Raw genomic sequence first — 18,367 nt, 5'->3', positions numbered from 1 at the left:
CTCTATGGAATCAGCAAAACTGACAGATGAACAATGGATCGAGCATGCTTACCTCAAAGCCGCTAAGGGCACCCACACTGGATTGATTGGGGTGAGTGGCATTGTTGCGGGGGTTGCCCTCGCGGCAGTTACTGGAACAGGTTTCGCATTCTTGCCGCCTGCTATCATCGGCATCCACACTGCTTGGCGACGGAACAAAGAAATGAGCGAGAGTCAGACAGCCATCCAGCAGTATGGCTGCGTTGCTCATGAGTTAGAAGGTCATTCGCTAGGCGAGTATTGCGAACAGTATGGCGACGAGACTGCGATCGCGCAGTTGATATGGGCGGAGAAGAAAGGGTTGCGGCTATCGCCCGATGCAGAGGCGTTGCTCAACCTTTGGAGGCAGCGTCAGGAGAAGCCTAAGCCTCAGCGGAAGGAGTCATTAAATAAATTGCTTGAACCTGCAACGCTTACTCCGTCTGCCTTCACCAATCAAGCCGTTGGATCAGAGTCAGAAGAAAGGTCGATTGACCTACCTGCCAATGATGAGCCAGATGATAGCGATGAGCAGCGCTCAATGGAGCCTGACTTATCCAACCCTGACCCCAGGGCGCGGATGGTGGATCTGCTCACGGTGCTAGGTCGTGACGGTTTCCCGCTTGGGTCGCTAATCCACCATCCGTTTGTCTGGTTTTATGGCGCGTCCCAAAGCGGGAAAACAACCGCTGCCTTGATGCTGGCGATCGCCCGGTTAGCCTTAGATCATCAGGTTGGCTATTTTAGCACCGACGATGATTACCCCAAACGAATTGCCTGGAGCGAGGTAGCCAGCAACTTTCGAGCTTACTCTCAGGGTGTTGACCGGATGACCCGTGCTATTGAATCCGCCTCAAAACATTCTTTAAAGCATCAGTCTGTCATTTTTGACGAAATGCTGGCCGCTGCTAGCCAATACGAAATCGATTTGCAGAAGCTGCTCACCGCTGTGCTGATGAAAGGACCAAAGAGCGGCATAGGTTTCATCGGCATCAGCCAAAATGACACCTCCGGCGCTCATGGGTTGAAAGGCATGGATGCGACCTGGCGCAGTGGTCGTGTTGGCATCTTTGCCGTTCACACTGAAGACGAAATGGGTGAGCGATCGCCCACTGGCAAATATCTGATCGATCGAAACGGTAGAGAAGACCGATGGGAGTTGCCATCATGGATTCTCACCGAAACTAATGAGTATGGGCATCCAGATCCAGTGGTTTGGATGTTAACTCGATTCCCTGAACTGACCAGCTCAAATGGGTCAAGACAAACACCGGACAGAGATGGACAAAACCCGGACAAAACCGGGACAAGCGCTGGACAAAACCCGGACAACCCGCATGGACTGGTGGACAAACCCGTTTTAGGGTTGATTCAAGAATTGGGACAAAATTGGGCTGGCCTGAGCGAGCGGAGTTTTCTCGGATTGTTTTTGACGCTCAGCAAAGGCATGGGGCGAACCAGATTTATTGAGCAACACATGGGAGTAACCAGCGGCAGGAAGCGGCAGGAAATTTCTAAATACATTGATAGCTTGCTCGCCAAATTTCAGGTTGAAGAAACCAGATAGATCGATAAGGACTGATTCATGACCGACCCCAAAAGAACCATTGCAGAAAAGCTCATTGGCGCTAACTGCTGCGCCGCTGCTTCAACCTTTCTGAGTGCTTTGGCTGCAACCTTGCTATCCACCAGTACCCTGTTTGTTGCCAGCCCTTTTATCAGCGACCATCGGGAAGGTCAAATTATTGGAGTGGTTCAGACCTCAGCTACCGCAACGGGACTTAGCCTGACCTGGGTGCTGGTAGGCGGTTGTCTGGCGATCCGCCATTACAGCGATCGCGAAGAGATTGAGGAATGTGCAGAATGCTTTAACTGCAAGTATTTCAGCGTGGCGGCGATCGACTATCTAGCTAATCCCTGCTCAGTTCATCCTGTGGAAAAGCCACAGCCTCAATGTCTTGATTGGGCGGCGATCGCCCCACCACAGCAAAGCAAAAAGTAAGGAGGTACGGATGACTTGGCAAGGCTCAAACATATCGGTAGCTGGATTTAACAAGATATTTCAGCCTTTCGGCGTTTCAGAGGCCAGCAAAAATGAAAAGCTCGGACTCTATGAATGCAGCAGTGACGGCAAGCTTCTGCAAGCAAGAACCTTAGTGCAGCTTGCCTCAGACACTGTTTCTCATCTGATTTCAAACGGATGAGCGATCGCCCCACCACCGCAAAACAAAAGCACCCTCGGCAGGGTGCTTTTGTTTGAATCGGGAACGCTAGCCTTGTAAATGGTTTTCCGTTCGAGAGCCACGCACTTACACTACTAACTGCTTTGCTGTCCCACATGGGGCGGTTTTTTGTATTTAGGCATCGTGCCCTTCGCTTTGATACGCAATCGCCAATTCTTCAAGGCTCACCTTGAGCAAAGTGCAGAGCTTGAGCATTTGAACAGGATCAAGGCTCGGAGAAGATACTCCGTTCTCCCAGTTGCTAATCGTTTGCGGCCTGACCTGCAACTCTGCTGCTAATCGAGCCTGCGTCACTCCTGTGCGATCGCGTGTCACCTTGAGCCACTCAGAAAAGCTTAACTTCACGGGCTGTTGTTGAACTCCAACAATCAGCATATATCCCTCCTTGGAACATCACAAAATGCTTGCACTCCAAGTAAAGCACAAATATCCAATCAATATTGACATATCCAAATAATTGGAGTTATATTTAATTCAGGTGAGGCGAAGAACAGCCAAACCAAAACCCGCTTCCTTCCTATCGAACTTGGCGGAACGGCAGAAGGAGCGGGTTGAGTGAACCCTTAATTAAAGGTCTAGAACCAATATGACATACACTCTCGACACCCAAACGATCGCTCAAGCTGAATTAAACCAATTGCTTGAGACACAAGCAGAAGCGATCGCCCCCGAACCCGAATTAATTGACGACCTGGTGCTTGACGATCTAGCCATGCTGGCCGATCACATTCAAGAGTTGTTGAAGGCGAACGATCGCGGCGACAACCCTACCGAACTGACCGAACTGTTTGCCCTGGTTCAATCAAACGTCAAAAGCATGGCAGTTGAGTTCGGATTCATGAAGGAGGTATTCGCTCAGCAGAGTGAGCACCTTCGCCAAAACGGTATGAAGATTCACCTGGTTCCGATCGCTAGCTAGTAGGAACTGCTCAGATGAACCCAATCATCTGGGCAGCTTCCACCGCTGCCCTCTGCTTCCACCGTGGGTCAGGGAGGTAGTAGATGCAAGGCTGCTACCTCCTCCACTTCGATCGACCCATCAGCGATCGCCACACCGCACAGCATTATCTCGGCTATAGCGACAACATCGAGAACCGCATTACACAGCACGAACGAGGTCACGGTTCACGGTTGTGCCAAGTGGCAAAAGAACGTGATATCGGCTTCATCGTTGCACGCGAATGGATTGGCGATCGCTCTCTAGAGCGTCAACTCAAGCGCCAGAAGAACACCCCACGCCTCTGCTGGATTTGCAATTTCAAATGGTGACCAACATGAATCTTTCCAACTATCCAGAAGCGATCGCTCAGTCCCAATTCCAACTACTCCTGGCTGAACGAACTGTGCGCCGATTGCAAGAGCAGCTAACTCGGCTCACTGCAAAGATTGACAGTGCGATCGCCTTTGATGCTGACCTCAAAAACGATGCTCAGCGCAAAGCGAAACGAACTGAATTGCTGGAGTCTCCGGAATATTTGGAAGTGGCTGAAGTCTATCAAGCTGCCAAGGATAAACATGCTGAGATGGAGATTGAATTGCAACTTCTGCTCAACCGCTTCTCTGTCGCGAAGTTAGAGCAGAGACATGCGATCGCCATCATGGAGTTGCGTACTGCCAGCGCCTAATCTTCACCTGTAAGAAGCCCCTCTCCAAGGTTGCCCCAGTTAACCCAGCCGCCTCTCTTTCCACGGGTCAGCGGCTGGATACCTATTCTGCTAACAGGCAATACCATGCTACTTGAACTTTCAATCTCAATCGGTCTATTCGTTCAATCCACTCCTCCCCTCGTCAACGATGGCCAAATCAATCAACGTGGCGATGAGCAGGGTGAACCTGCCCAGCCAGAAGGCTGTCGCAAGACCTCTGGTCGGTGTCAGTTTGAACCTGCCCTCGCAGAACCCGCTCCACAAATTGCGACCTACACTTGCACAAGTTTAGGAGGGCAATGGGATCAGGAGACTGGAACCTGTCAACCAAAACAATCTAGCTAGCGTTTGATGGCGATCGCCCTCTTGTCACCAGCAGGGGGCGATTGCTTTAAAAGAAACCATTGACCCACGGCAATCAGGAGTGCCCCACCCCAATGGATACCCCAGACATCCTTGCCCAAATTTGCATTCAGCTCGAACGGATTGCCACCGTACTTGAAGCGCAGCCCCAACCCGCACCAGATATCGTAAGAGACTTAGCCGACTATCCTGGGTTTGCCTGGAACTCAATCAATGCCGAAATCATTGCCAAAGACAAGCATGGCGCGATCGCAGTCAGGCATGGCGGCAAAATTTACACTCGCCGTTGCCCTGTTAATAAGTTTGGAGTTGCCATTTGGTACAGTCGCGCCACCGGAAAGGACGGGGATGAAACAATTTACGAGCGGCTCGTTACCTTTAAGGAAGTGAAAATTGAAGCTGATCCACTACCAGATAAAGCCGTGGCACTATTGCGCCAACTGAAGCAACGGAAGACTCAGAGCACATAATAGGGCTAGTAAATGCACCCTGAACACCCCGCCATTGACGGGGTTTTTTAGTGGTCAGGTTACACCAAGACGAGCCTTGAACTGCACATTTTCAGCCGCCAGCTTGGCATTCAGCCGCCTCAGTCCCTGGTTTTCCTCACGCAATTGGGCAATTTCTAAATTCTTTCTTTGCTCCATCGCTCGCAGATGGGATTCCATTACAGCAATCCGCTCGCGCAGTTTGACCATCTCTGACCTGCTCTTATCGCGCTCCGTCCGCAGGTCTTCAATCTGTTCATCAATCAAACCGCGCACATATTCCAAATCCAGCGTTTTGCCCGATCGCCGCTCCTTAATTAGAGAAATGCATGAGCCAGCGATCGCGCCAACCAGTCCAGCCAGATACGGATAAATTTGTGGGTCCATCATTCCTCCCGTCTGGTGCCAAACAGGGTGAATGAGGGAATCTCAAGCAGCCGCAGCAAGGCACTGTAGGCCAGCGTGCCGTAGGTTGTGAACCCGGTGTATCCCTTGGCTAGAAGGCAAATCGTTGCCAGGGTCAGCAGTAAAAAGATTGAAGTGGCGCAGAACAGCCGCCACAGCCGCCCACTTTTCCGGTGGATGGCAACCAGCCCAATCGCTGCCGTTACGGTCAACCAAACAGTCCATGTACCGACAGATGCCCAGCCTAAATTCAGCCGTTGAGCAACTTGGGTTGGAAAGGCTATGAAATCAAACGCTAGGAAAAGGATCACCAACCAGATTTCGCTGCGTAAATAACGGCTGAGTAAGGCGCGTCTGTAGGGCACTCGCTTACCCTCTGCGGTTGGTGTAGTAGCCGTTGATCAGCAATAGCACGGCGCTGATCAGTTGAGCTGTATGGCTGTCTAAGACCTGTTGGGCGGCAAGATAAGTCGTTATCGCGCCTGCAATGCCAGCCATTGTCGTAATGGCATCTGGATCAAGCTTTTGTAGCCGGGTGAGCATGGAGGGGAGAGTAAATCTGCAACTCCAGCGTTCCCTACGGCAAGGGCATCCTGATTTAGGAGAGGCGCGATCGTATAGCGCTCATGAATTATGGAAGTACAGCACATCGATTTGGCACTTGTCGGCTCCATCAAGAGCAAATTGCGCTACTGGCTAGCCGACAGGGTTGGGATTTGTTTGCACGATCACAAGGCAGTAGAAGTAGTTGAGCTGTTGATTAGAACTGCAACTGCAATCCGCTACTGTGCCGCACACCAGATTGAAATTGAAGCGCCCCCGGCAGAAGACGAATCACTTAAGGCCGGTTTGTGGAGATGGATGTTTGCTCACATTCCTGCCACAACCGAGGCAGTAGCACTATTGCCTTGGGCAAATGCTCTAGAGGAGATGGGTCAAGAAATTAAGCGCACGACCTTAGTTTAAAAGCTCTTCAGCCTCCGCCTTCAGTTCGGGTGGCAGATAGATGAGCGATCGCCGCAACAAATCAGCCATCAACTCCAGTCGGGTGCTGGCGAGGTCTAACTTGGCATCCAGTGTGGCGATCGGATGCGGCTTAGAAGCTTTCGGTTTGGGTGCTGGCTTTGCGGATGGAGCTGCCTCGCCAGTGTCCAGATCAGAGCGAAAGAACGAAACCGTTTCCCCGTCTGGCGTTTTGCATTCAATCAGGTCTCGGCTGACCTCTAATACCTCTACCGTTTCTCCCTGGTGGCTGGCCGCGAAATCCGTTACCTGAACGGCCTGACCGGGCTGAAACAGTTCCTTTGCTTCAGGTTTGGCCTTGCCAGTCAACTCTTTGGCTTTGGCATGGGAGACATACTCCCCCGCAGCGGCCAGGGCGATCGCCTCTTGTCTAATCTCCTCAGGAACAGACGGAGCTGCCAACACTCGGAGCGCACTAGAGTCGAAACTGTCCACATTAGGGACGTTGGCAAACTGTTTGGCGACATTCTCGAAATGATTGGCGATCGTTTTGCCTAAGGCAAATTCAGATTCTATCCAGGCTCGGTAATGTCCATAACCAAGAATTTCTTTGGTTTCCAACAACTTCTGTCCAATCTCAACAGCATTTTGTGCCCTGTGTCGTAGCAGAGACTTAATCTCGCTCGTCCGCTGCTGCACAACAACCCGCTGCTCTACATCGAGCTGGTTGTAGTCGAAGTCATACAACACTTCTACTGCTGTCGCCATTTTTTAACCCAAGCGCTGCTGATCTCCATCATGCCCGATCCGCAGGCGTTGCAACCCTTCATTCAGCCAGCTCTGCACCACGTCCACCGTCACATTCTGCTGTTTGGCGATTTGCTCTTCGCTGAGGTCATCGAAATAGCGCTCCACAATACAGCGACGCAGACGATCGGGCAGTTTAGCCAGGTTTTGGCGCACTTCTTTGCGTAGTGCCTCATCCTCTGACTCATCCTCCAACTCATCCGCACCGGAATGATGCAGAACCTCATCTAGCGTCAGCAGTGGCTTGCGCTCGCATTCTTCCTGAATCTGTTGCCATTTCCCCCGTGCAGCGGCGATCGCCTCCTGCGTGGCATATCGCCCGTTGAGCAACAAAGAAATTGCAATTTTCTCAGCATCCACCGTTTGACCTTTGGCAGCCAGCTTGCGCTGCGTGGCCTTAACCCTGGCAAAAAATTCGCGGCTGCGGCGCGGTACCTTGACGTGGCTCCAGTGGTCGCGTTGGAAGTGGAGGATCTCGCCCTGGATATAAGGCACCGCAAAGCTGCTGAATGCCACGCCCTTGGTCGGATCGAATTTCTCAACCGCCTTCAACAGACCAATTCTCGCCAGTTGAATGAGATCGTCAATCGGCTCCGCACTCTGAGCGGCCATCCGGTGTGCGATTTTGAGCGCCAGCTTGTCATTTGCCGTCGCGATGTTATTTCGCAGAGTGGTTAATTCCGCCCGTCTGGTTGCAACTTTGCGATATCGAGACCAAACCTGCTCAGTTGCCATGCGTGTCCGTTCCATTGCTGTCATCCTTGCCCAAGTTTGTAGCGATCGAGGCAAAGGGGGGGCTTCTCCTGCACTCTCATATCTCAGTCATACCCGCTGCCACAAAGACTCTCGCTCTGTGGTTTTGCTGAGTTGGCGTGTAATTTACAAAGCCTTAGCAATTACGTAATGTTTTTGTAAAGTTGGCTACCTTGTCTAGAGAAAAAATACTCAGACAAGGGTGCGTAAATGTCCATTACCACACCCTTGCAGTAGGAACCCTGCGGCGACGAGTTCTGAGTTTTGAATTATGAGTTCCGCATTACCGATGAATCAAGTGGTGTTAGGAGAAGCGATCGAGGTAATGAGGTCGCTGCCCGATGGATGTATTGATGCATTAATTAGCGATCCGCCGTACAACACGACCAACTTCACCTGGGATACCAAGGTTGACTGGCAGTTGTTTTGGAGTGAGGCAGAACGGATTTGTAAGCCAAAGGCCATCAAAGCCTTGTTCGCTCAACAGCCGTTCGCGACAGAGTTAATTGTTAGCAACCGAAAACAATTTCGCTATGAGTTGGTTTGGGAGAAACCGATGGCTCTAGGGTTTCTAGATGCCAACATTCGTCCCTTGCGCTGCCATGAGTTGATTTTGGTTTTCTGCCACCGCTTCCGAGGTAAGGATGCAGACTCCCGCTGCACTTACAACCCGCAGAAAACCCCCGGAAAACCTTATAAGGCAAAGAGTTCCGAGCATGTCTGCCAGCACTATGGTAGACATGCTGGCAGGAAGACAGACAACACGGGTGATCGCTACCCACGAGATGTATTGAAGTTCAATAACGTTTCTGGCGGCTTTCGTAATGGGGAGGCAGCCTACCACCCTACTCAAAAACCATTAGAGCTGATGAAGTGGCTGGTGCTGAGTTACACGGATCTCGGAGGAGTCGTCCTTGATCCATTCAGCGGGTCTGGCTCTACCGCTGCGGCCTGCTTAACGACTGGGCGCAACTTCATTGCAGTGGAGCGAGATCCTAAATTCCACGCAGCTTCAATCCAGCGTCTTTCCCAGATACACGAGGAAGTGCAGTGTGGCTGAATCTCTTTCGTCCCTCTCTTTCCAGGCTCCATCTTCCAGCTTCTTTAAAGTTCAAGAGCGCGATATCCTTGCCGAGCTGCTAGAGGACAAGCGCAGCCTGGAAACCAAACGAGCCTATCGACGCGACCTGAACGATTTCTTCCACGTCATCAGCGATCGCGACCCCACACCCCAACTGGTCAGCGAATTCCTCCGGCTGGAGAGATTCACGGCAATCGGCCTGGTTCTCAATTACAAATCGCATCTGATTCAGCGAGGGTTGAAGGAGGCCACGGTCAACCGACGGCTGGCGGCAATTCGATCGCTGGTTCAATTCGCCCAAAAAATCGGCAAGTGTGAATGGAGCCTGGAGGAGGTTCAAGGCGAGAAAGTTCAGGTCTATCGAGACACCAGCGGCGTAGACCAGGCGCAATATCGCAAACTGTTGGCCGTGCCCGATCGCGCCACTCTCAAAGGAAAGCGCGACTACGCCATCCTCCGGCTGCTCTGGGACAATGCGCTGCGGCGGGGCGAGGTGTCGAAGTGCGATCGCGGCGACTTCGACCCAGATGCCCGCAAGCTCAAGGTTTTGGGCAAGGGGCGAGGCACGCAGGCGCAAACCATTGATCTATCAAGCAAGTCAACGGAGGCGATCGCCGCCTGGATGCTGGCACAGGGCACTGGATTGGCGACCGATCCTCTATTTATTGCGCTCGATCGCGTCTCCTACGGGCACCGACTCAGCGGCAACGCCATCTATAAATTAGTGCGAGAGACGGCTGAGGCGGCTGGCATTAATAAGGTCATGTCTCCCCATCGATGTCGCCACAGCGCCATTACCGCAGCATTGGATGCAACCGGAGGGGACGTGCGGCGCGTACAAAAGTTAAGCCGCCACTCCAAAATCGAGACCGTCATGATTTATGACGATAACCGTGCCGGGGTTCAGGCAGGCGTGACAGGGCTGCTATCAGATTTGATCGATTGACATGGTGCCTACTACTCTTCGGCTCATTCTCAAGAATCCCGATCACAGCATTTTTCAGGTGGGCTGGGCAGTGCCTGTTGCCGCCTGCCGCCACCATACGGCGCTCTACGTGTTTTGTGTTGTACGATCGTTGAGCCTTGAGGAGGCCGCATTCCAACTCCGCAACCTCGGATTTGAAGTGTGGGGAGCCGAGACACAAGACAGTCTCGGCTCTACGACCTGGCGACTCTAGCCGACGGATTGATTGCTAAAGGAAATGATGCCCCAGTCCATCGCGGCTGGGGTTTTGCTAGGAGTGATCGCCCCCGTGACGCATTTTCACAGCTACGACATTGGCTGAACCATTGACGCTGTAGGAATTCTGGCGATGTCGATGTCGCAGTGTCGCAGCCAATGTCGCAGGACGATCCACGCAAGCAGGTAGCCAAACAAGCACTTTTAGCCGGAGAAACGATCGCCTCAATCGCTCAGCGATTAGGGGTCAGCCGCCGCACGATCGAACGTTGGGCAGACGATGGCAACTGGCGAGAGCAAAAAGTTATTTCCATCAATGCCAAACCCAAGCAGTCCGGAATTCTGGACTCATCCCCCAAAAAAGAGCCAGCTCCGCGACGGCAGCGGGGTGGCGGTGACATTGATGAACTAGAAATTATCGACCTGGCGATCAGCGACCTATCCGCAACTCTAAGCGGTGGCGAAACCGATGCGCGATCGCTCGGCAGCATCGCGGGCGCACTGGTGCGGCTGTTGGAGTACCGGCGCAAAGTTATGCCGAAGTCTGCGGCTGACCTGGCAGACATGGCGATCGCCCTAGACATCAGCCCCAGAGAATTCATCCTCACCCTGCAAGAAAAATGGCAGGAGCGAGCGTAAAAAAGCGCCGAGCTGAGTTTGCAGCAGAAGCAGCAGCGGCGATCGGCCTGGATTTGGATGAGACGGCAGGCGATCGCACCGAGTTGGCAGAATCCCTTTCGCTCAAACTGGCTGATTGGGCGCAGCCGCTGTTTATCCCCCGACGCTACAAGTGCCTATGGGGTGGGCGTGGATCGGGCAAGAGCTACGCTGCCGCCGATGCATTGCTGATTGAAGGGCTAAAGCGCAAGATTCGAGTGCTCTGCGCTCGTGAATTTCAAGTATCGATCAAGGAATCAGTTCACGCGCTACTCTCCGAGCGCATCAATGCCTTAGGACTAGACGATTTCTACGAAGCGCAGCGCGACACAATTCTCGGCGCAAACGGCTCGCAGTTTATCTTCAAGGGCGTTCGCCACAACGTTCAATCCATCAAGTCGATGGCTGGGTTGACACACTTGTGGCTAGAAGAGGCGCAAACCATCAGCGCTGAATCGTGGCAGGTACTCATCCCGACAATTCGGGAAGAGGGTAGCGAGATTTGGGTCACGTTCAACCCACTTAACCCCACCGACACGGTGTGGACGGAGCTGGTTGCGAAGGAGCGATCGAACGTCTATGTTCGCCAGGTCAACTGGAACGATAACCCGCATTTCCCTTCAGTTCTGGATGACGAGCGGCGATCGCTAGCCGCAACTGACCCGGCAGCCTACAACCATATTTGGGAAGGCGGGTTCTGGGAGAAATCAGACGCGCAGATTCTCAACGGTAAGTGGGTCATTGAGGAATTTGTTGCGAGCGATCGCTGGGATGGCCCGTATCACGGAGCAGACTGGGGATTTGGCTCAGATCCAACAACAGCAGTTCGTTGCTGGGTTCACAACCGTAAACTTTATGTGGAGTACGAATCCTACGCTTATCATCTCGAGCTGGATGATACAGCTAAGCGCTGGCTTGAGGACGTTCCTGAAATTGACCAGTATTCAGTGCGAGCCGACAATTCTCGCCCTGAATCGATCAGTCACGTCAAGCGAGGCAGGCCAGGTGAGAACGGCATTCCGCCTATCCCGAAACTAGTCGCCGCAACCAAGGGCGCTGGCTCTGTTGAGGATGGCATTGCTCATCTGCGATCGTACGACCAGATCGTGATTCACCCTCGCTGCAAGCACACGATTGAGGAAGCACGGCTCTACTGTTATAAGGTCGATCGCCTCAGTGGTGAGATTCTCCCGATTGTTGTGGATAAGTTCAATCATTGCTGGGATGCGGCTCGCTACGCTTTAGAGCCGGTAATGTTGAGCAGCAAAATTGCTTACTCGTCATCGTTCACATCTAAGAAACGCTAATCTCAGGGCAAGCTAGATGCAGTCTTCAACCATTTGCCATGCTTACCCCCGGCAGACCAAACATCATTCAAGTCATCGGCAGAGCGCTTGGCTTTAGCCGTCCGACGACCATCACCGGCACGCAGCGACCTAGACGAAATGCGACTGCCACCATTCACCACCGAAACTTCGATTTAGAAATTCAAGAGGTGGTGGTTAGGGATTATTTACTGGCGCGGCAATTGGTTGAAATGCGAACCTGGTGCCCGGAAGTCGCCACAACGCTCTCAATCCTGCGAGATGACATTCTCGGCTCGGAGAATGGCGACTCATTGGGATTGACCATCTCCGACACTCTGGAAGACGATGAAACGCCTGTAGACCCGGACGTGAAGGCGATCTGCACTGATTTGTTCAACCGTCTAGACGTGCTCGATATTGCGACGCTGGGGCAAATCATCGATCGCGCCTTAGGCGATGGCGATGCATTCCTCTCGATTGGAATCGATCGCGACGGAACACGCAAGGGGCAGTTGGGCATCAGCCGAACATTGGCGCTGCCGACCTGGACGATGTTTCGACTCGAAGAAGATAACGGCCTGCTGTTGGGCTACGAACAGCGGGTGAGGCTGCAAGGAGAGCCGCTCCACTATTTTTATCCGCCACAGATTGTGCATTTTCGTCACCGCAGGCAGACGCTCTATGGACAATCCATCTGGCGACAATCCGGCGATGATTGGCAGAAGCTGAAGGAGGGGACTGCCGACATGGCAACAGCGGCGCGGGAGTTGGGGATTAATCCAAACGTGCATGAGATGCCAGAGGGAGTTGAGGGTGACTACAAGGATGCCTACCAGCAAGACCATGAGGCGCGTCTGGAAGATGGCGTGATCACGAACTATTACACGCTGGCGGGTGGCGACATTCGCAAACTGGCGAACTACAATCCCAACCTCTCTGCGCTGGCAGATAATGTGCTGTTTCGGCGCACGCGGCTGATTATGCCTGCTCAGATCCCGCTATGGCGCTATGCCGGGTTCAAAATTGATGGGGCGAAGGACATCAGCGGCCAACCCGCCAAAGCTTATGCCCGATACATTAATTCTCTGCGATCGCTCGTCCTCACCCCCGGCATCAAGCAAATCCTCAACACAGAATTGATTCTGCGGCTAGGCTACGAGGCGTTTCTAGAGCGCGGCAAGTATCAGCTCAGTTATCCAGTGCTGCTCACCGACCCGATGGCAGCAGCAGCGCAAGCGGCTCCAGACGAGGAGAGCGAAAGCGAAGAGGAATCCACACCAAGCAACGGAGCGACCAATGGCAGAAAACCCAAAGCCTCTTCTCGAAGGAAGCCCGCTCGTTATTAATGAGGATTGAAAAATGACCGAGGCGATCGCCATGACCGAGAAACCGAGACTTGAATTTTCTGACGAATCACTACCCGACCTTGAGGATCTCCTAGCGATCGCCACTGTCACAGATGTTGACGTAGACGCAGCTGCGACGGAGTGGAAGGATAATCCACCCGATGAAGAGTACATCAACCTATTGGATGCGATCGATGGCGAATGAATTTAAGTTCGATCGCAACAGCCAGCGCTATCGGATCAGCAGCGGCGCGGGGAAGGGGCAGTTCCTCAGCAAAGAAGCAGTCGATGCTCTGACCCAGAAGACGATTCGACAGGCCAAAGATGACCTGAAAACCATCGGCAATCTGCTGTTGAAGCGCAAAATTAGCGTTGGAACCTGGGAGGAAGCAACCGCCAAGACGCTGAAAACCATTGAAATCAACCAGTATGCGATCGGAAAAGGCGGTAGTGGCCGTTTAAATCAGCGAGATTATGGGCTGATTGGGCAACGGCTGAAAGAGCAGTATCGCTATCTGCGGGGATTCAGTGAAGATTTGATTGCGGGGAAGCTCACCGAAGGCCAGTTGTGGCAACGGCTCAACCTGTATGCGGCTGATACCCGACACGCCTATGAGCTGGCACGCACTGAATCCCACGCGCAGGATGGCTATAACTGGGAGCGGCGGTTGCGCCATGCAAGAGACAGTTGCTCACCCTGCATTGACTATGCGGCTCAGGGTTGGCAAGCCATTCGATCGCTACCCAATCCGGGCGATCGCTGTACCTGTGGCTCATCCTGCAAATGCACCAAGGAGTTTGCTAAAGAGAAGCCTGGCGACATGCTGAGTCGGCGATGGGGCATGATCGGACACAGGATTTCCCACCATTTAAAGGCATCATAGAGGGCTTGTATGGCAGTTCTTCCACCGCACCCCGAGCAGAATTGGACGATTCGCTGTACTGAATCAGTGATGACGGCCAGGGTTTCTGAGGGCGATCGCTCAGTCGAAATCCCTGCCTCCCGAGTGCGTCTTCATACTGCTGTTGCTATTGTTATGCTGCACCCAACCGCCCATCAACGCTGTGCGGTTTCCGGTGATAGGCCGCATCCAATGATTGATGATCTGCGAATCATTGGTGACATTCTGGAGTTTGAATTTGGTAGTTCATATTGGGGCGATCGCCGCGCCACACTGACGATTTGCCTCAATCTCATCGAATCGTTCGTGTCCATTGAGAATGGAGAACGAATTTACGAATTCCGAACCGGTAGAAGGCAATGGCTTAGTGGAGGGCGATCGCCACTCACAACGCTTGAATACAACATCGTTCCACAGCACACCTATGAGCATGAGGAGGGGTGTTATGTGGATATAACAACCTATGGCTTTTCTTTTGTTGGGCGCATAGTAACTAGCCAGAAGCCGCCTCAGCCTGAATCCTGCCAGGGCTGTTGCCACTATCACGGTCGCGTCTATGGCGGCAACATGTTGGTTTGTGGAATGCATCCCTATGGAGCTGAAGAGGATAGTTGCCCCGATTGGGAGGATGGCAAGCCACTACAGGAGCCGGATTATCGCAGCCCATTTTGATGGGTAGGAATGCTACGGCAGTTTACTCACTGCCGTCATGTCTAAGCGTTTCGTTCCTGCCAATGATGCTGTCTCCAGCCAACCCGCGATCGCCGCTTCTATTCGACCGAGCGATCGCCAGCTTGAACTAATCAATCAACATGTGCCGCAGGGCATGGAGCCGCTGACGGCTGATGAGGTCATCGTTCTATCGTTCGTGGCCGCTAATAATTTGGTGACCCGCAACATTGGCACCTGGACAGAGCCAGACCTCTACAAGATGGCTGACATGCTGCCAGGACTCCCGGCAACGCTCGATCATGACTGGGGTGATGTGGGCAAGGTAGTTGGGCGCGTGTTGGAGGCGGAAGTCCAGAAGAGCGCCACGGCTCCTAAAGAAGTGCTCGATCGCGCCGGTTATTTTGCCTGGAACAAGAAGATTGTCGATCGCGACGGCCTGGTGCAGACTGTTTGCAATATCTACTTTGAACTGAACAGTTCTGTTATCCAAGGGCTACGGTTTGGTCGGTTGCGCGAGGTAAGCGTCGGCGGGTTCAACTTCACGATGTTGGGCTGTCCGCACTGCAAGACCTCTTTTGCCGACGAGAAATGTCCTCACCTGATTCCGAATCCCTGGATGGATCTGAATGACCCAGAGGTGCGGAAGCTGACCGCTCCCTACTATGAGCGGATTGGACTAATTGATTTACTTGAAATCAGCCTGGTGGCAACGCCAGCCGCGCCGAACGCTGGCGTGATTACAGGCTCAAGGATTTAGTCTGAGATGAAATAGCGGTCTAGCAGGTCACGACCGCGATCGCCCATCTCACTCAGTACTGTTTCAATGCGATCGAATGCCATGCGAGACGGAGAGGTGTGCCCGTTTTCCCAACGGTTGACCGTTACGAGTCTCACTTTTAGCTTGATGGCGAGATCTTCCTGAGTCAGTCCGAGCCGCCAGCGCATCTGACGGATCAATTCAGAGTATTCAATCTGCTCGGCTTCGGCTTCCATACTGAAACTACATAATTCGCATCAGATGATATATCAGAGTATGCATCATCTTCTCAAAACTAACAGGGGATAGAAGGCGATCGGGCAATTTAAGGGGAGCAATTGCACCACCCTCTTGAATATGGCAACCAAACCGAGAACTTCCTCCGCTAGAACGACTAAAACCACCGGAAGCGATGCGATCGCCGCTGGTAGCTCCGAGAAAGACGCGATCAATGCGCTCAACAATGACAAGTTGAAGCGACCCAATGGCAGTGGCGACACGGCAGCACAGTCTGACACTGCAACAGAAACACCCGCCACACCTGTTTCTGTAACGGGCAGCGATAGCGCCAATGGACAGCCAGCGACGGACAGTCAGCCACTACCGCAGATGGTGACGTTGAAGCCAGAGGAGCTACAGGCTTTACTCGGCGACAGCATCAACACCGCTGTTAACCAGGCGATCGCGCCAATTCAAGAGCGGCTCGACCAAACCCAGGCGCAGCTCGACGCGACGACACAGCAGTTGCAGTCGGCAAAAGACGAGGCTTCACGGCTAGCAGGAGTGTTTCAGGTGATGGGGAGTGCTAACCCGGTGGCGAGTGGTGGCGATCGCACCACAGTCATGGTCAACACAGTTACATCGACGCGATCGGATAAAGCCCCCGGTGCTGCCGCAGACTTTTTCGACATCCTGGAAAATTCGGATCAGACCCCGAAGTACAGCCACGAAAACACGCAGGGTCAGATCGTTGTTTCCAAGGACTACACCAATCTGAAGCGGTTTGTGCGCGACAATGCCGCTGCTGTGCGAAAGGATATGGAGCAGTTCGCCAAGGCAAATGGACTGTTGCGATCGGGTATGGGGCGAGACAACACGACCAAGGTCACGATTCCTGATGGATTCCTGGCCTATCTCAGCACTGTGATGCGGCTGACGCACACTCCCAGCTTCATCTTTCACCAGTTTGTAAAGGTGAAATTGGACATGGGTAAGGGCCAGGGGGATACGGTCAAGATCCCTCGATTTGCCTACAACTCTGCGCCTGCCAACAGTGCGGCTCGTAAGCTCAGCGGTTCTGGCACCTATGCCCGAATCACCAACTCGCGCCAGGGCTTGACCCAGGGCAGCGTCTCCTGTGTGTTGGAAGAGTGGGGACTGGGACTGGATAACAACTCCCCGCCGATTCTGATTCCGCAGTTTGTCTCCGCTAACTCGCTGCTGGACTTGGAACAGGTGCTCGATCGCAACCTCAACTATGACTATCAGGTATGGGAAGACCTGACGATTCGTGGATTATGGGACCCGACGAGCCGCGTGGTTTACAACGATCGCAGCTCCGTCACAGCAACGCCAGGTGATGTAGGCGCAGGGGATGACGGCACGTTGACCGAGGGTTTCATGGATGAGCTGTACAGCTACATGCGCGGCTTACAGATCCCAACCTATGAGGATGGCTGTTATGGTATGGCGACTCATTCCAAAGGGCGATCGCAGGTTCGTAAATCCCTCGGCAACCGCTTCCAGTTCCCCTCGGAGCAGTCAATTGAAGAAGTTACTAACATCCTCAACACTGCCAACAGTGGCGAGATGGGCAAGGTTAGTGGCTACCTGGGCAAGATATCGAACTTCCATATCTTTGAAACCAACGCCTTCTCGATGGGCGCTCCTGGCACAGAGGGTGTGCAGACTGAAACGTTGGGTGCTGGAAGCAGGGCAACCCGTACATCCTATGCATTTGGCTCGGACACGATTGGGCGTGGCGTGGGTCAGGAGATGGAGATTCGCCGCTCCAATGATGATGATTTTCAGCGCAGTGACTCTTATATTTGGCGATCGGAGGAAGGGTTCTGTCCGTTGGACGTTGACCCAACTGGCTACTCTGATGCCAGCACTGTGCCGCAACAGTTGCGGGTGATTGACGTTCGTACAGTAGATGTCACTTTGTAGAGGCTGCAATGGCAGAACGTAAAAGACAAACCGCACCCTTGCCGCCTGAAGAGGTAGATTCGGACATTGAGCCGTCTGAATCTGACGAATCCTCTGATGTTGAGCCAGCGATCGCCATCGTTGATTCAGAGTGCATCTATCCGCCCCATGACAATCAGTGTCCTCGCTGCGGTGAGAAGATTCGCACTGATTTGTATGGCGAATTGATGTGCGCGATCGCCGAACCTGAATGCCCACGGCTGGAGAGGTGAGATGTCGGAAACCGATAACCATTACCTCCAGCAAATCGCCCGGAACCTTCAAACCGGTGGGAGCGGCGGAGCGCTGATTGTCAACACCTGCGCCACCTTTATAGAAGTGCTTAGCGTTGGCAACGCTAAGGTTGTGCTGCCTGCCAACCCAAACCGAACTTCGGCGATCTTTATCAACAATGGCAGTGACGACATCGTGCTGCATCGTGGCCCCACAACCGATCCAATGGGGTCGAATCGTGGCATTATCCTCAAAGCCAATGGGGGTGTGTACGAGATCAACTCCACTAATTTGTATCGAGGCGTTGTCAGCGTCTGGGCGGGAACTGGTGCAGTCACTGGAGAGGAGTGCAGCTAGC

Annotated in this window: 29 protein-coding genes; 22 read left to right on the top strand and 7 right to left on the bottom strand. The window is 53.1% G+C overall.

Annotated elements, in window-relative coordinates; all coding sequences use genetic code 11:
• Window positions 1-4: 4 nt before the first annotated feature.
• From IQ268_RS08675 to IQ268_RS08665, 3 genes are read left to right on the top strand one after another with little or no spacing between them, the layout of a single operon-like run.
• On the top strand, window positions 5-1,585 hold the full coding sequence (locus IQ268_RS08675) for an ATP-binding protein (RefSeq protein WP_193877534.1): 1,581 nt from the start codon (window positions 5-7) through the stop codon (window positions 1,583-1,585).
• 18 nt (window positions 1,586-1,603) lie between these two features.
• Window positions 1,604-2,020, top strand: coding sequence for a hypothetical protein (locus IQ268_RS08670; RefSeq protein ID WP_193877532.1), 417 nt, complete (start codon window positions 1,604-1,606; stop codon window positions 2,018-2,020).
• 10 nt (window positions 2,021-2,030) lie between these two features.
• A complete protein-coding gene (locus tag IQ268_RS08665; RefSeq protein WP_193877530.1) occupies window positions 2,031-2,222 on the top strand; it encodes a hypothetical protein in 192 nt (63 codons plus the stop codon).
• A gap of 153 nt (window positions 2,223-2,375) precedes the next feature.
• On the opposite strand, the gene IQ268_RS08660 is transcribed toward IQ268_RS08665, so the two are convergent.
• The gene (locus tag IQ268_RS08660; protein ID WP_193877528.1) at window positions 2,376-2,636 is read right to left on the bottom strand and encodes a helix-turn-helix transcriptional regulator; all 261 of its coding nucleotides are present in this window, start codon (window positions 2,634-2,636) and stop codon (window positions 2,376-2,378) included.
• Window positions 2,637-2,847: 211 nt separating this feature from the next.
• On the opposite strand from IQ268_RS08660, the gene IQ268_RS08655 reads away from it, so the two are divergent.
• The 5 genes from IQ268_RS08655 (at window position 2,848) to IQ268_RS08635 (ending at window position 4,740) form a co-directional block, all read left to right on the top strand.
• A complete protein-coding gene (locus IQ268_RS08655; RefSeq protein WP_193877526.1) occupies window positions 2,848-3,180 on the top strand; it encodes a hypothetical protein in 333 nt (110 codons plus the stop codon).
• An 83-nt stretch (window positions 3,181-3,263) separates the two neighbouring features.
• Entirely contained in the window at window positions 3,264-3,530 is a 267-nt protein-coding gene (locus IQ268_RS08650; protein ID WP_193877524.1) for an endonuclease, read from the top strand.
• Between the two features lie 5 nt (window positions 3,531-3,535).
• Window positions 3,536-3,886 carry a hypothetical protein gene (locus IQ268_RS08645; RefSeq protein ID WP_193877522.1) on the top strand — a complete coding sequence of 117 codons (351 nt, stop codon included), beginning with the start codon at window positions 3,536-3,538 and terminating at the stop codon, window positions 3,884-3,886.
• A gap of 105 nt (window positions 3,887-3,991) precedes the next feature.
• Entirely contained in the window at window positions 3,992-4,252 is a 261-nt protein-coding gene (locus IQ268_RS08640) for a hypothetical protein (RefSeq protein ID WP_193877520.1), read from the top strand.
• A 59-nt stretch (window positions 4,253-4,311) separates the two neighbouring features.
• Window positions 4,312-4,740, top strand: a complete 429-nt coding sequence (locus tag IQ268_RS08635) for a single-stranded DNA-binding protein (protein ID WP_193877518.1) — start codon at window positions 4,312-4,314, stop codon at window positions 4,738-4,740.
• Window positions 4,741-4,794: 54 nt separating this feature from the next.
• Here the strand turns inward: IQ268_RS08635 and IQ268_RS08630 are convergent, their stop codons facing one another.
• The 3 genes from IQ268_RS08630 to IQ268_RS08620 are packed head-to-tail and all read right to left on the bottom strand — an operon-like array spanning window position 4,795 to window position 5,706.
• Window positions 4,795-5,148 (bottom strand): hypothetical protein, encoded by a 354-nt coding sequence (locus IQ268_RS08630; RefSeq protein ID WP_193877516.1) that lies wholly within the window; start codon window positions 5,146-5,148, stop codon window positions 4,795-4,797.
• On the bottom strand, window positions 5,145-5,528 hold the full coding sequence (locus IQ268_RS08625; protein ID WP_193877514.1) for a hypothetical protein: 384 nt from the start codon (window positions 5,526-5,528) through the stop codon (window positions 5,145-5,147). The genes IQ268_RS08630 and IQ268_RS08625 overlap by 4 nt, the downstream gene beginning before the upstream one ends.
• 4 nt (window positions 5,529-5,532) lie before the next feature.
• Window positions 5,533-5,706, bottom strand: a complete 174-nt coding sequence (locus tag IQ268_RS08620; RefSeq protein WP_193877512.1) for a hypothetical protein — start codon at window positions 5,704-5,706, stop codon at window positions 5,533-5,535.
• A gap of 90 nt (window positions 5,707-5,796) precedes the next feature.
• Here IQ268_RS08620 and IQ268_RS08615 point away from each other — a divergent pair, with 90 nt between their 5' ends.
• Complete coding sequence (locus IQ268_RS08615; RefSeq protein ID WP_193877510.1) at window positions 5,797-6,129, top strand: hypothetical protein; 333 nt, start codon at window positions 5,797-5,799, stop codon at window positions 6,127-6,129.
• Here the strand turns inward: IQ268_RS08615 and IQ268_RS08610 are convergent.
• A complete protein-coding gene (locus tag IQ268_RS08610; protein WP_193877508.1) occupies window positions 6,121-6,894 on the bottom strand; it encodes a DUF3102 domain-containing protein in 774 nt (257 codons plus the stop codon). The two genes, IQ268_RS08615 and IQ268_RS08610, sit on opposite strands and share 9 nt — an antisense overlap.
• Before the next feature lie 3 nt (window positions 6,895-6,897).
• Window positions 6,898-7,683: a sigma-70 family RNA polymerase sigma factor gene (locus tag IQ268_RS08605; protein ID WP_193877506.1), complete on the bottom strand. Its 786-nt coding sequence runs from the start codon at window positions 7,681-7,683 to the stop codon at window positions 6,898-6,900.
• A 274-nt stretch (window positions 7,684-7,957) separates the two neighbouring features.
• On the opposite strand from IQ268_RS08605, the gene IQ268_RS08600 reads away from it, so the two are divergent.
• The 10 genes from IQ268_RS08600 (at window position 7,958) to IQ268_RS08555 (ending at window position 15,588) form a co-directional block, all read left to right on the top strand.
• Window positions 7,958-8,746 (top strand): site-specific DNA-methyltransferase, encoded by a 789-nt coding sequence (locus IQ268_RS08600; RefSeq protein ID WP_193877504.1) that lies wholly within the window; start codon window positions 7,958-7,960, stop codon window positions 8,744-8,746.
• Window positions 8,739-9,713 (top strand): tyrosine-type recombinase/integrase, encoded by a 975-nt coding sequence (locus IQ268_RS08595; RefSeq protein WP_193877502.1) that lies wholly within the window; start codon window positions 8,739-8,741, stop codon window positions 9,711-9,713. The genes IQ268_RS08600 and IQ268_RS08595 overlap by 8 nt, the downstream gene beginning before the upstream one ends.
• A gap of 1 nt (window position 9,714) precedes the next feature.
• Window positions 9,715-9,945 carry a hypothetical protein gene (locus IQ268_RS08590; RefSeq protein WP_193877500.1) on the top strand — a complete coding sequence of 77 codons (231 nt, stop codon included), beginning with the start codon at window positions 9,715-9,717 and terminating at the stop codon, window positions 9,943-9,945.
• 161 nt (window positions 9,946-10,106) lie between these two features.
• Window positions 10,107-10,586 (top strand): helix-turn-helix domain-containing protein, encoded by a 480-nt coding sequence (locus IQ268_RS08585; RefSeq protein WP_193877498.1) that lies wholly within the window; start codon window positions 10,107-10,109, stop codon window positions 10,584-10,586.
• Window positions 10,568-11,911, top strand: a complete 1,344-nt coding sequence (locus IQ268_RS08580; protein ID WP_193877496.1) for a PBSX family phage terminase large subunit — start codon at window positions 10,568-10,570, stop codon at window positions 11,909-11,911. Before IQ268_RS08585 ends, IQ268_RS08580 begins: the two co-directional genes overlap by 19 nt.
• Before the next feature lie 38 nt (window positions 11,912-11,949).
• Window positions 11,950-13,257 carry a hypothetical protein gene (locus IQ268_RS08575; RefSeq protein ID WP_193877494.1) on the top strand — a complete coding sequence of 436 codons (1,308 nt, stop codon included), beginning with the start codon at window positions 11,950-11,952 and terminating at the stop codon, window positions 13,255-13,257.
• A gap of 13 nt (window positions 13,258-13,270) precedes the next feature.
• The gene (locus IQ268_RS08570; protein ID WP_193877492.1) at window positions 13,271-13,462 is read left to right on the top strand and encodes a hypothetical protein; all 192 of its coding nucleotides are present in this window, start codon (window positions 13,271-13,273) and stop codon (window positions 13,460-13,462) included.
• A complete protein-coding gene (locus IQ268_RS08565) occupies window positions 13,419-14,141 on the top strand; it encodes a hypothetical protein (protein WP_193877490.1) in 723 nt (240 codons plus the stop codon). Before IQ268_RS08570 ends, IQ268_RS08565 begins: the two co-directional genes overlap by 44 nt.
• Before the next feature lie 9 nt (window positions 14,142-14,150).
• A complete protein-coding gene (locus tag IQ268_RS08560) occupies window positions 14,151-14,831 on the top strand; it encodes a hypothetical protein (protein WP_193877815.1) in 681 nt (226 codons plus the stop codon).
• 37 nt (window positions 14,832-14,868) lie between these two features.
• Complete coding sequence (locus tag IQ268_RS08555; RefSeq protein ID WP_193877488.1) at window positions 14,869-15,588, top strand: hypothetical protein; 720 nt, start codon at window positions 14,869-14,871, stop codon at window positions 15,586-15,588.
• On the opposite strand, the gene IQ268_RS08550 is transcribed toward IQ268_RS08555, so the two are convergent.
• Window positions 15,585-15,824, bottom strand: coding sequence for a helix-turn-helix domain-containing protein (locus IQ268_RS08550; protein ID WP_193877486.1), 240 nt, complete (start codon window positions 15,822-15,824; stop codon window positions 15,585-15,587). The two genes, IQ268_RS08555 and IQ268_RS08550, sit on opposite strands and share 4 nt — an antisense overlap.
• Before the next feature lie 121 nt (window positions 15,825-15,945).
• Between IQ268_RS08550 and IQ268_RS08545 the strand changes: the two genes are divergently transcribed.
• Genes IQ268_RS08545 through IQ268_RS08535 form a run of 3 tightly spaced genes read left to right on the top strand, consistent with a single transcriptional unit; the run spans window position 15,946 to window position 18,366 of the window.
• A complete protein-coding gene (locus IQ268_RS08545) occupies window positions 15,946-17,757 on the top strand; it encodes a DNA-binding protein (protein ID WP_193877484.1) in 1,812 nt (603 codons plus the stop codon).
• Window positions 17,758-17,765: 8 nt separating this feature from the next.
• Window positions 17,766-18,008 (top strand): hypothetical protein, encoded by a 243-nt coding sequence (locus IQ268_RS08540; protein WP_193877482.1) that lies wholly within the window; start codon window positions 17,766-17,768, stop codon window positions 18,006-18,008.
• Window position 18,009: 1 nt separating this feature from the next.
• On the top strand, window positions 18,010-18,366 hold the full coding sequence (locus IQ268_RS08535; protein ID WP_193877480.1) for a hypothetical protein: 357 nt from the start codon (window positions 18,010-18,012) through the stop codon (window positions 18,364-18,366).
• The last annotated feature ends 1 nt before the right edge of the window (window position 18,367 follow it).

The organism is Oculatella sp. LEGE 06141, assembly GCF_015207605.1.
Lineage (GTDB): Bacteria > Cyanobacteriota > Cyanobacteriia > Elainellales > Elainellaceae > Oculatella.
This window is presented reverse-complemented; position numbering and strand designations above follow the sequence as displayed.

What these genes read in the sequence shown, in the direction of transcription:
- IQ268_RS08670 (WP_193877532.1), top strand. Translation starts at nt 1,604, where the DNA reads ATGACCGACCCCAAAAGAACCATTGCAGAAAAGCTCATTGGCGCTAAC.
- IQ268_RS08620 (WP_193877512.1), bottom strand. Translation starts at nt 5,706, where the DNA reads ATGCTCACCCGGCTACAAAAGCTTGATCCAGATGCCATTACGACAATG.
- IQ268_RS08660 (WP_193877528.1), bottom strand. Translation starts at nt 2,636, where the DNA reads ATGCTGATTGTTGGAGTTCAACAACAGCCCGTGAAGTTAAGCTTTTCT.
- IQ268_RS08665 (WP_193877530.1), top strand. Translation starts at nt 2,031, where the DNA reads ATGACTTGGCAAGGCTCAAACATATCGGTAGCTGGATTTAACAAGATA.
- IQ268_RS08555 (WP_193877488.1), top strand. Translation starts at nt 14,869, where the DNA reads ATGTCTAAGCGTTTCGTTCCTGCCAATGATGCTGTCTCCAGCCAACCC.
- IQ268_RS08565 (WP_193877490.1), top strand. Translation starts at nt 13,419, where the DNA reads ATGAAGAGTACATCAACCTATTGGATGCGATCGATGGCGAATGAATTT.
- IQ268_RS08570 (WP_193877492.1), top strand. Translation starts at nt 13,271, where the DNA reads ATGACCGAGGCGATCGCCATGACCGAGAAACCGAGACTTGAATTTTCT.
- IQ268_RS08605 (WP_193877506.1), bottom strand. Translation starts at nt 7,683, where the DNA reads ATGGAACGGACACGCATGGCAACTGAGCAGGTTTGGTCTCGATATCGC.
- IQ268_RS08615 (WP_193877510.1), top strand. Translation starts at nt 5,797, where the DNA reads ATGGAAGTACAGCACATCGATTTGGCACTTGTCGGCTCCATCAAGAGC.
- IQ268_RS08560 (WP_193877815.1), top strand. Translation starts at nt 14,151, where the DNA reads ATGGCAGTTCTTCCACCGCACCCCGAGCAGAATTGGACGATTCGCTGT.
- IQ268_RS08550 (WP_193877486.1), bottom strand. Translation starts at nt 15,824, where the DNA reads ATGGAAGCCGAAGCCGAGCAGATTGAATACTCTGAATTGATCCGTCAG.
- IQ268_RS08535 (WP_193877480.1), top strand. Translation starts at nt 18,010, where the DNA reads ATGTCGGAAACCGATAACCATTACCTCCAGCAAATCGCCCGGAACCTT.
- IQ268_RS08600 (WP_193877504.1), top strand. Translation starts at nt 7,958, where the DNA reads ATGAGTTCCGCATTACCGATGAATCAAGTGGTGTTAGGAGAAGCGATC.
- IQ268_RS08575 (WP_193877494.1), top strand. Translation starts at nt 11,950, where the DNA reads ATGCTTACCCCCGGCAGACCAAACATCATTCAAGTCATCGGCAGAGCG.
- IQ268_RS08675 (WP_193877534.1), top strand. Translation starts at nt 5, where the DNA reads ATGGAATCAGCAAAACTGACAGATGAACAATGGATCGAGCATGCTTAC.
- IQ268_RS08545 (WP_193877484.1), top strand. Translation starts at nt 15,946, where the DNA reads ATGGCAACCAAACCGAGAACTTCCTCCGCTAGAACGACTAAAACCACC.
- IQ268_RS08655 (WP_193877526.1), top strand. Translation starts at nt 2,848, where the DNA reads ATGACATACACTCTCGACACCCAAACGATCGCTCAAGCTGAATTAAAC.
- IQ268_RS08640 (WP_193877520.1), top strand. Translation starts at nt 3,992, where the DNA reads ATGCTACTTGAACTTTCAATCTCAATCGGTCTATTCGTTCAATCCACT.
- IQ268_RS08610 (WP_193877508.1), bottom strand. Translation starts at nt 6,894, where the DNA reads ATGGCGACAGCAGTAGAAGTGTTGTATGACTTCGACTACAACCAGCTC.
- IQ268_RS08540 (WP_193877482.1), top strand. Translation starts at nt 17,766, where the DNA reads ATGGCAGAACGTAAAAGACAAACCGCACCCTTGCCGCCTGAAGAGGTA.
- IQ268_RS08580 (WP_193877496.1), top strand. Translation starts at nt 10,568, where the DNA reads ATGGCAGGAGCGAGCGTAAAAAAGCGCCGAGCTGAGTTTGCAGCAGAA.
- IQ268_RS08630 (WP_193877516.1), bottom strand. Translation starts at nt 5,148, where the DNA reads ATGATGGACCCACAAATTTATCCGTATCTGGCTGGACTGGTTGGCGCG.
- IQ268_RS08650 (WP_193877524.1), top strand. Translation starts at nt 3,264, where the DNA reads ATGCAAGGCTGCTACCTCCTCCACTTCGATCGACCCATCAGCGATCGC.
- IQ268_RS08585 (WP_193877498.1), top strand. Translation starts at nt 10,107, where the DNA reads ATGTCGCAGGACGATCCACGCAAGCAGGTAGCCAAACAAGCACTTTTA.
- IQ268_RS08590 (WP_193877500.1), top strand. Translation starts at nt 9,715, where the DNA reads ATGGTGCCTACTACTCTTCGGCTCATTCTCAAGAATCCCGATCACAGC.
- IQ268_RS08645 (WP_193877522.1), top strand. Translation starts at nt 3,536, where the DNA reads ATGAATCTTTCCAACTATCCAGAAGCGATCGCTCAGTCCCAATTCCAA.